Below are 674 nucleotides of genomic sequence, written 5' to 3' on the forward strand. Positions count from 1 at the left end.
ACTCTTTATTCTCCCATGACAGCTACCGTTTCTAGCACTAAGGCAATCTAACAGCTGTTTTACTGTTCCTTGGAACAAAACATGAGGTACTGAATCTTGTACGGATTAACTGTCTAGTCAGCTCGCTACTACCGGACAGCAATTCCCTTTGATATTTCAATCAAAGTTGTCTTTACTGCTTCACATCCAATGTTCATCTTGTTCTTACTTTTCTTTTGTCTGACTTCCTCCCTTCGCATCTCTACGATACCTTTTGAGTAAAGTAGAGTCCATGAAACTTATCCCTTTGCACTTGGAAATATTGTTCATGGTCTTCCAAGTTTTATCCTCCAATCCATTGCTGGGCTTCATAGGCCTGGAATTAATCACTACTACGGATTCATCTGCCACCTGCACACCCGTAAACGAATTCTTGCCCTAAGACTTGTTTTCGCTTAGTCTTTGAAAAAAAAGACAGGCATACAGGCTTCCCCCGTTAAGCCAACTATCTTGTAACTGAACCCATCCGTTACAACTCATGACAGTATTCGGATTTTGGACTTCGACTTACCTAACAGCCTTGTCCCCATCACCAGCTAAAATCGGTTCACTTGCGTTATGTTCCAGTTACTTGCTAAGCCTTCCTTCACACCCCACCGTTGCCAGTGACGCACTTGGCTTCGCATTGCCTTCCC

1 protein-coding gene is annotated in these 674 nt (G+C 43.3%); it reads right to left on the reverse strand.

Features of this window, described 5'->3' with window-relative positions:
• Positions 1–204 precede the first annotated feature (204 nt).
• Positions 205–351 carry a hypothetical protein gene (locus tag ABD985_RS21215; RefSeq protein WP_345375341.1) on the reverse strand — a complete coding sequence of 49 codons (147 nt, stop codon included), beginning with the start codon at positions 349–351 and terminating at the stop codon, positions 205–207.
• Positions 352–674: the final 323 nt, after the last annotated feature.

The sequence above is a fragment of the Algivirga pacifica genome, assembly GCF_039543525.1.
Classification (GTDB): domain Bacteria; phylum Bacteroidota; class Bacteroidia; order Cytophagales; family Flammeovirgaceae; genus Algivirga; species Algivirga pacifica.

What these genes read in the sequence shown, in the direction of transcription:
- ABD985_RS21215 (WP_345375341.1), bottom strand. Translation starts at nt 351, where the DNA reads ATGAAGCCCAGCAATGGATTGGAGGATAAAACTTGGAAGACCATGAAC.